The organism is Cytophagales bacterium (assembly GCA_019456305.1).
In the GTDB taxonomy this organism is placed as follows: Bacteria; Bacteroidota; Bacteroidia; order Cytophagales; family VRUD01; genus VRUD01.
On the sequence record VRUD01000132.1, the window covers coordinates 1 to 5729 of the forward strand.

At 34.8% G+C, this 5729-nt stretch carries 5 protein-coding genes and 1 pseudogene; 5 read left to right on the forward strand and 1 reads right to left on the reverse strand.

Annotated features, from left to right (window positions below):
• From FVQ77_17075 to FVQ77_17095, 5 genes and pseudogenes are all read left to right on the forward strand, one after another.
• Positions 1-2019, forward strand: a 2019-nt coding sequence (locus FVQ77_17075; GenBank protein ID MBW8052016.1) for a T9SS type A sorting domain-containing protein, incomplete at its 5' end; no start/stop codon positions are given.
• Positions 2020-2025: 6 nt separating this feature from the next.
• A complete protein-coding gene (locus FVQ77_17080) occupies positions 2026-3777 on the forward strand; it encodes a PKD domain-containing protein (protein MBW8052017.1) in 1752 nt (583 codons plus the stop codon).
• A 102-nt stretch (positions 3778-3879) separates the two neighbouring features.
• Positions 3880-4377, forward strand: a pseudogene (locus tag FVQ77_17085) (sensor histidine kinase).
• 84 nt (positions 4378-4461) lie between these two features.
• On the forward strand, positions 4462-4977 hold the full coding sequence (locus FVQ77_17090; GenBank protein ID MBW8052018.1) for a hypothetical protein: 516 nt from the start codon (positions 4462-4464) through the stop codon (positions 4975-4977).
• Between the two features lie 26 nt (positions 4978-5003).
• Positions 5004-5378, forward strand: a complete 375-nt coding sequence (locus tag FVQ77_17095) for a DUF1987 domain-containing protein (GenBank protein ID MBW8052019.1) — start codon at positions 5004-5006, stop codon at positions 5376-5378.
• Between the two features lie 102 nt (positions 5379-5480).
• On the opposite strand, the gene FVQ77_17100 is transcribed toward FVQ77_17095, so the two are convergent.
• Positions 5481-5729: four helix bundle protein (locus FVQ77_17100; protein MBW8052020.1), on the reverse strand; the 249-nt coding region annotated here is incomplete at its 5' end.

A 5729-nucleotide genomic window follows, 5' to 3' on the forward strand; every position in this document is an offset into this window, starting at 1 on the left:
GGTTTTGGTAATGCCACAATAATTGATTCATTAAGAATAGTATGGCCTGCCTCGGGCATTACACAGATATTTACCAATGTAGCTGTTGACCAGTTTATTGAGATCACTGAAGGGATAAATGCTATTGCAATAGCTGAACCCTGTGTGCCTGATTTGCCGGTTGAGGATCCGGGGTTTGTTACCGGTACAGTAACTAATGATATTGATAGCAATTGCTTTATTGATCCTGTAATTGATCTGGGACTCCCTAATCGGTTAATCCAGGCAAAAAAACAAAGTACTCAGGAAAATTTCTTTGTTTTTTCAGATTCTGAAGGGGATTATGAATTTAGACTTCCACCTTCGGTTTATGAGGTAAACCAGGTAAAAATACAAAATGACATTCTAAAGGAACTTGATTGCCCTGATACGGATAGTCTCTATGTGGTAAATGCTGTATCTGGTGATACTATTGGCGATAATGATTATATAAACTTTCTTGTACAACAGGTATGTGGTGTTAGTATAAATATAGTAGGTATTTATTCATCTCCTCTTGCTTCAGCGTGCCCTGGAATTCCCCACACTTATTGTGTAACTTTTACAAATAATGGCAATCCTGTACAAAATGCAATTTTATCAATAAATTTAGATCCGAATCTAATAATTTTAAGCACTTCAGGTAGCTGTTGTATGAATCCGCCTCCTGTTGGTCAAACAGTTTCGTGTACAATTCCTTCTTTTCCTACTAATGCATCTTGTGATATATGTGTTGATGTACTAGTTCCTCCTACTTTTAGTGATCCTCTTACAACAACAGCTTCGATTGATGGAGAATGCGTCACTCCTCCTCCTGTGTTTTCTAACTCAGCCAGTTTTACAGATAATAATAATTGCGCTTTAGATCCTAATGATAAATTATTAGTTACTCCAAAAGGATGTGGCTTTTTTAATAATATCGGTAGGGATGATAAATTAATATACCAAATCCGATTTCAAAATGTAGGTACAGCTCCAGCTTTTAATATAGTAATAAGAGATGAACTGGATAATGCTCTGGATATAACCACTTTGAAATTATTAAGCACAAGCCATCTTTTAACCCGTTTTGAAATTATTCCTGAAAATGCTCTAATCTTTTCATTTGAAAATATTAACTTACCTGATAGTGCATCTGATCCTGAAGGCAGCAATGGATTTGTTATATTCAGCATTAAACCTAAAATCAATATTCCTGATGGCACTACTATTAATAATCAGGCAGGTATATATTTTGATTTAAACGAAGTGGTTCTTACCAATTCGACTCTAAATACAATTCGTGATAATCCATTCCCAATAGCTGACTTTGAGGCACATCATTCTTGTACTTCAACGGGGTTAGTATTTGATTTTACCTATACAGGAGGTACGTCAGATAGCACTGCTTTTGAATGGGATTTTGGTTCTGATGCCATTCCGACTACATCAACGGATGAAAATCCGGCAGGTATATTATTCGCTAACACAGGACTAAAACAGGTTACATTGACTATTACAAGATTTGGATGTGTCTCAGAAATTACGAAAACCGTTGATGTAACTACCGTACAGTGTGGAAAGAACAACGATAAAATTCTTATCTGTCATACGCCACCCGGTAATCCAGGTAATTCCAAAATACTTTGTATAAATCCAAGCTCATTATCCGATCATTTGGGTCATGGAGATTGTATTGGTTCATGTGCACCATCTACAGCAAGATTTGCAAAGAATCAGGAAAGTGAAGTTTTGCAAAAAGAACTGGTGCTGACAGTTTATCCGAATCCAGTTAATGAGGAAGTTACTATTAGTTTTTTACTCCCTGAATCTGATATTGCAAAATTAGAAGTTTACAATTATATGGGAGTTCGTGTTGCAATTTTATTTGACCAACCTATTAAAGCAAAACTGCCTTATAATATCATTTTTAGTACTGAAAATTTACCAGCAGGGTATTATTTTGCTGTATTCCAAACATCCAAAGAACGCATAATTACTAAAATGTCAATATTAAAGTAAGTAACAATGTTACTGAAAAAAAATATAGTATTGCTAATTATTTTTGAGGGTTTCTCTAGTTTGTCTTTTGCTCAACCTATTCCATTTGGTGATTCACCTAAGGATAGTATTATTTATGGTGACATAACGTTTTATCTTTATTACTACAAACCTTTGAGCTACGATTCAATAAGCAGCCCCATATTATTTGGTATTCATGGATCGGGTGGAAGTGGGGAAAGTGAGAGAAATCTTTTCAAAAATATTGCTGACAGAAGAAATGCTCTTGTTATTACACCCACAATGTATAGTACGTGGTTTAGTGGTGGAGCTCCAACATCTTTTACTACTCCAAATTGTTGGAGTTGGTACACATATATATTTAAAAAAATATACAGACATATATTAACGAGAGAAAGCAGAGATTCAATCCCATCATATATGATTGGATTTTCTTCGGGCGGTCAATTTGTAACCCGTTATATGTTGATCCGTCAAGCACATTTCGATTCTATTCCCATAAAAATGGCTGTTTCTGTTAATCCATACTATTATACATTCTGCACTGATTCATTAGATAGTATCAGCATGTGGTATCCTTGTGGTTTAGATGGTGGTAATTTTGATATTAATCTTTTTTGTGATAGTGCTATTACTAATGGTGTCCCGTTAAATTTTGATTGTCATGAACATATCAAGCAATATTATAATGAAAATTATGGGATCCTAATAGGTACAGCAGATACTACAGGTGCAGATGGTTGGTTGTTATGCCAGCAGGCACAAGGGAGCAACCGCTATGAACGCGCACAAAACTTTTATACTTTTTCTGATAGTGACGCAGTGGCAAGGGGTACCACCCTTAAATGGCAGTATGCGGAAGTACCAGGAGTAGGCCACAATAGTAATTTAATGTACAATACCAAAGCAGATACGGCAGACACTTCCACTATTGCAGAAACATTGCTGTTTGATTCCCCTTATTATCCCCCTGTTTATTTTCCACCTACAGCAGATTTTACAGTTGAACTTGCTGATAGTGTCTGCAAATTGTTTGTTTTTGATGCACGCTGTGCCAAAAACAGATTACCAAACGCTTTATTTTGGAATTTTGGAGACGGAAATACCTCTGCAGAAGTTGCCCCCACTCATACTTATTCAGATACCGGAACCTATACAGTAACTTTAATTATTTCCAATATGGTAGGAAGTGATACTATGACACAATCTATAACTATTGATTCTTTTCCACCTGTAACAGCAGATTTTACTGTGGATACAACAGTTGTTAGTTTACCCAATGCAGTTGTTCAGTTTTTTAACAACACCAATAATGCCACCTCTTACCTTTGGGATTTTGGAGATAGTACAACAAGTATGGATATAAGTCCTATACACCAATATACTTATGCAGATACTTTTACAGTGAGTATTATCGCTATTAATGATTCTAATAGCTGCTCAAGTACGTTGGTTAAAGAAAATTATATAATTGTTACTAACCCAAACCGGGTTGATGAGTTTAATATTGAGGGTTTAGCGTTTAGAGTTTATCCCAATCCGTTTAGCAAGATAACAACTTTTGAGATAAAGGAAAAAGCCAATTATCCATTAGATTTTATACTTTGTGACCGATTGGGGCGGGAAGTAAGAAAGTTTGTAGTTAGAAGTGAGACAGTTAAAATTAATAGGAGCGGATTAAGTAATGGAATGTATTTTTATTCTATTTCAGATAAAAAGAAGCAAGTTATTGGTAGAGGAAAAATAATTGTTCAATAAATCTCTTTAAAAAAAAGTTACTAATAAAGTAAAAAAATGAAAGCACTACAAAGCAAAAAGGAAGAAAGTAACCTTAAATTTATTTATGAACTTTATAAAAGTATGCTTAAGGAGAACTTACATTTAGCATACCAGGGTGAATTCAATGCTGAAATTACCGACAGATTATTGGAATTATCAGAAAAGAACATTTCGTATAGTGATATAGAGAAAAAAATAAAAAAAAGAGTTTACCATATCATGGTTGAGTGTTTGCAAAATATTTGCAAGCATCAGGATAGGAAGAGGGATGTATCTACGGGCCGTGCAGGTATATTTATGATCAGTAAATTTGATGATCAATATTCTATTACTTCAGGCAACCTGATTGAGAGCAAAAGTATTGGTATATTAAAAGATAAGCTCAATAAGATAAACAGGTTGGATAAAGAAGACTTGAAAGAACTTTATAGAAAAATCCTGGAAGATGGTGAATTTACCAAGAAAGGAGGAGCAGGGTTAGGATTGATGGATATTGCCAGAAAGTCAGGCAAAAAATTAGCTTTTGATTTCGAGCCGCTTGATCGTAAAACTTCCTATTTTTATTTGCAAACAAAACTTGATTTTGGATCTGAAACTAATGGAAGCGGGGAGATTATTAATGATAAAGGTGGGATAAAAAATGCATTGAAGTTTCATAAAACCATGCGTTCAAACAATTTATTGTTGGTATATGAAGGGGAATTTACTCAGGAAGTTGTATTAAATGTTTTATCAATGGCTGAAGGAAATATTAGTGGGGATGGTGAAACTGCCAGTCTCAGAAAAGATGTTTTTAATGTGATAACCGAAATATTGCAAAATGTTTGTAAACATGCCGATGAATTAAACCCTGATAATGACGTTATTAGCGGATTATTTGTGATCGGAGAAGACCCCCCCGATAATTATATTGTAACTTCAGGAAATTTAATACTAAATGATAAGATAGAGCCTTTGAGATCGAGAATAGACGAAATTAATAGTATGGATATCAGTGGTCTCAATAATTTTTATGATAAAGAAATAACAAATGAGGAGAATATTTCGTATAAGGGTGGAGCCAGGTTAGGATTAATTGATCTTGCTGTAAAAAGCGGTCAAAAATTAGAGTATAATTTTATACCTGTAAATAAAAAAGTGTCCTTTTATTCATTACAGGTTAGGGTGTCAAAAAATTAGTCATAATGAATCAAGAATCAACGAAATTGGAATTATTAAAATTAGAAGCAACGGAAGATACACCGCAGGTAATCTTAGATCCTGCCAATAAAAAATTTCAAATATCGGGCAGGTCATTACCTGAGGACCCTACGGAATTTTACGACCCTATTATTGAATGGCTTGATGAGTATTGCACTAATCCAAACCCCAAAACTAATTTTGACTTTAAATTAGAATATTTTAATACCGCTTCTTCAAAACAGATATATAAAATATTTTTAAGACTTAAAAATTTGATAGATAATAATCATGAACTTAACATTTGCTGGTATTATCAGGATGGAGACACAAGTATTCAGCAAGCAGGAGAGCGGTATATGAGGGTGGTGGGTGTGCAGATCCAGCTAGCAAAATATTAGCGCGTAGCGCATAGCGCATGGCGCCTGGAGCGTAGCGCATGGCGCATAGCGCATAGCACGTAGTGCATAGAGGAGGGCGCATAGCGTACTGCGCTCTGCTCCTCAAAGAGTTTTTCTAAAGTTAGTTATTTTTCTTGATAAGTGATCAAGATCTTCTAATAGATCATTTAGTGTTTGTTCGCTGATCAGATTTCTTCTATTGAGTATTATCAAAATATTTGCGTTTTCAAATGTTGACCTTCGTGCAACATTAAGAAAATTTGAGTTATCTTTATTTGAAGTAGAACCTGATCCTTCAGAGATATTATTTGACATACTCATCCCGCAGGCCCTAAGTTGTTCAGCCCATCG

Coding starts and splice junctions, on each gene's coding strand:
- FVQ77_17080 (MBW8052017.1), top strand. CDS start 2,026: ATGTTACTGAAAAAAAATATAGTATTGCTAATTATTTTTGAGGGTTTC.
- FVQ77_17090 (MBW8052018.1), top strand. CDS start 4,462: ATGCGTTCAAACAATTTATTGTTGGTATATGAAGGGGAATTTACTCAG.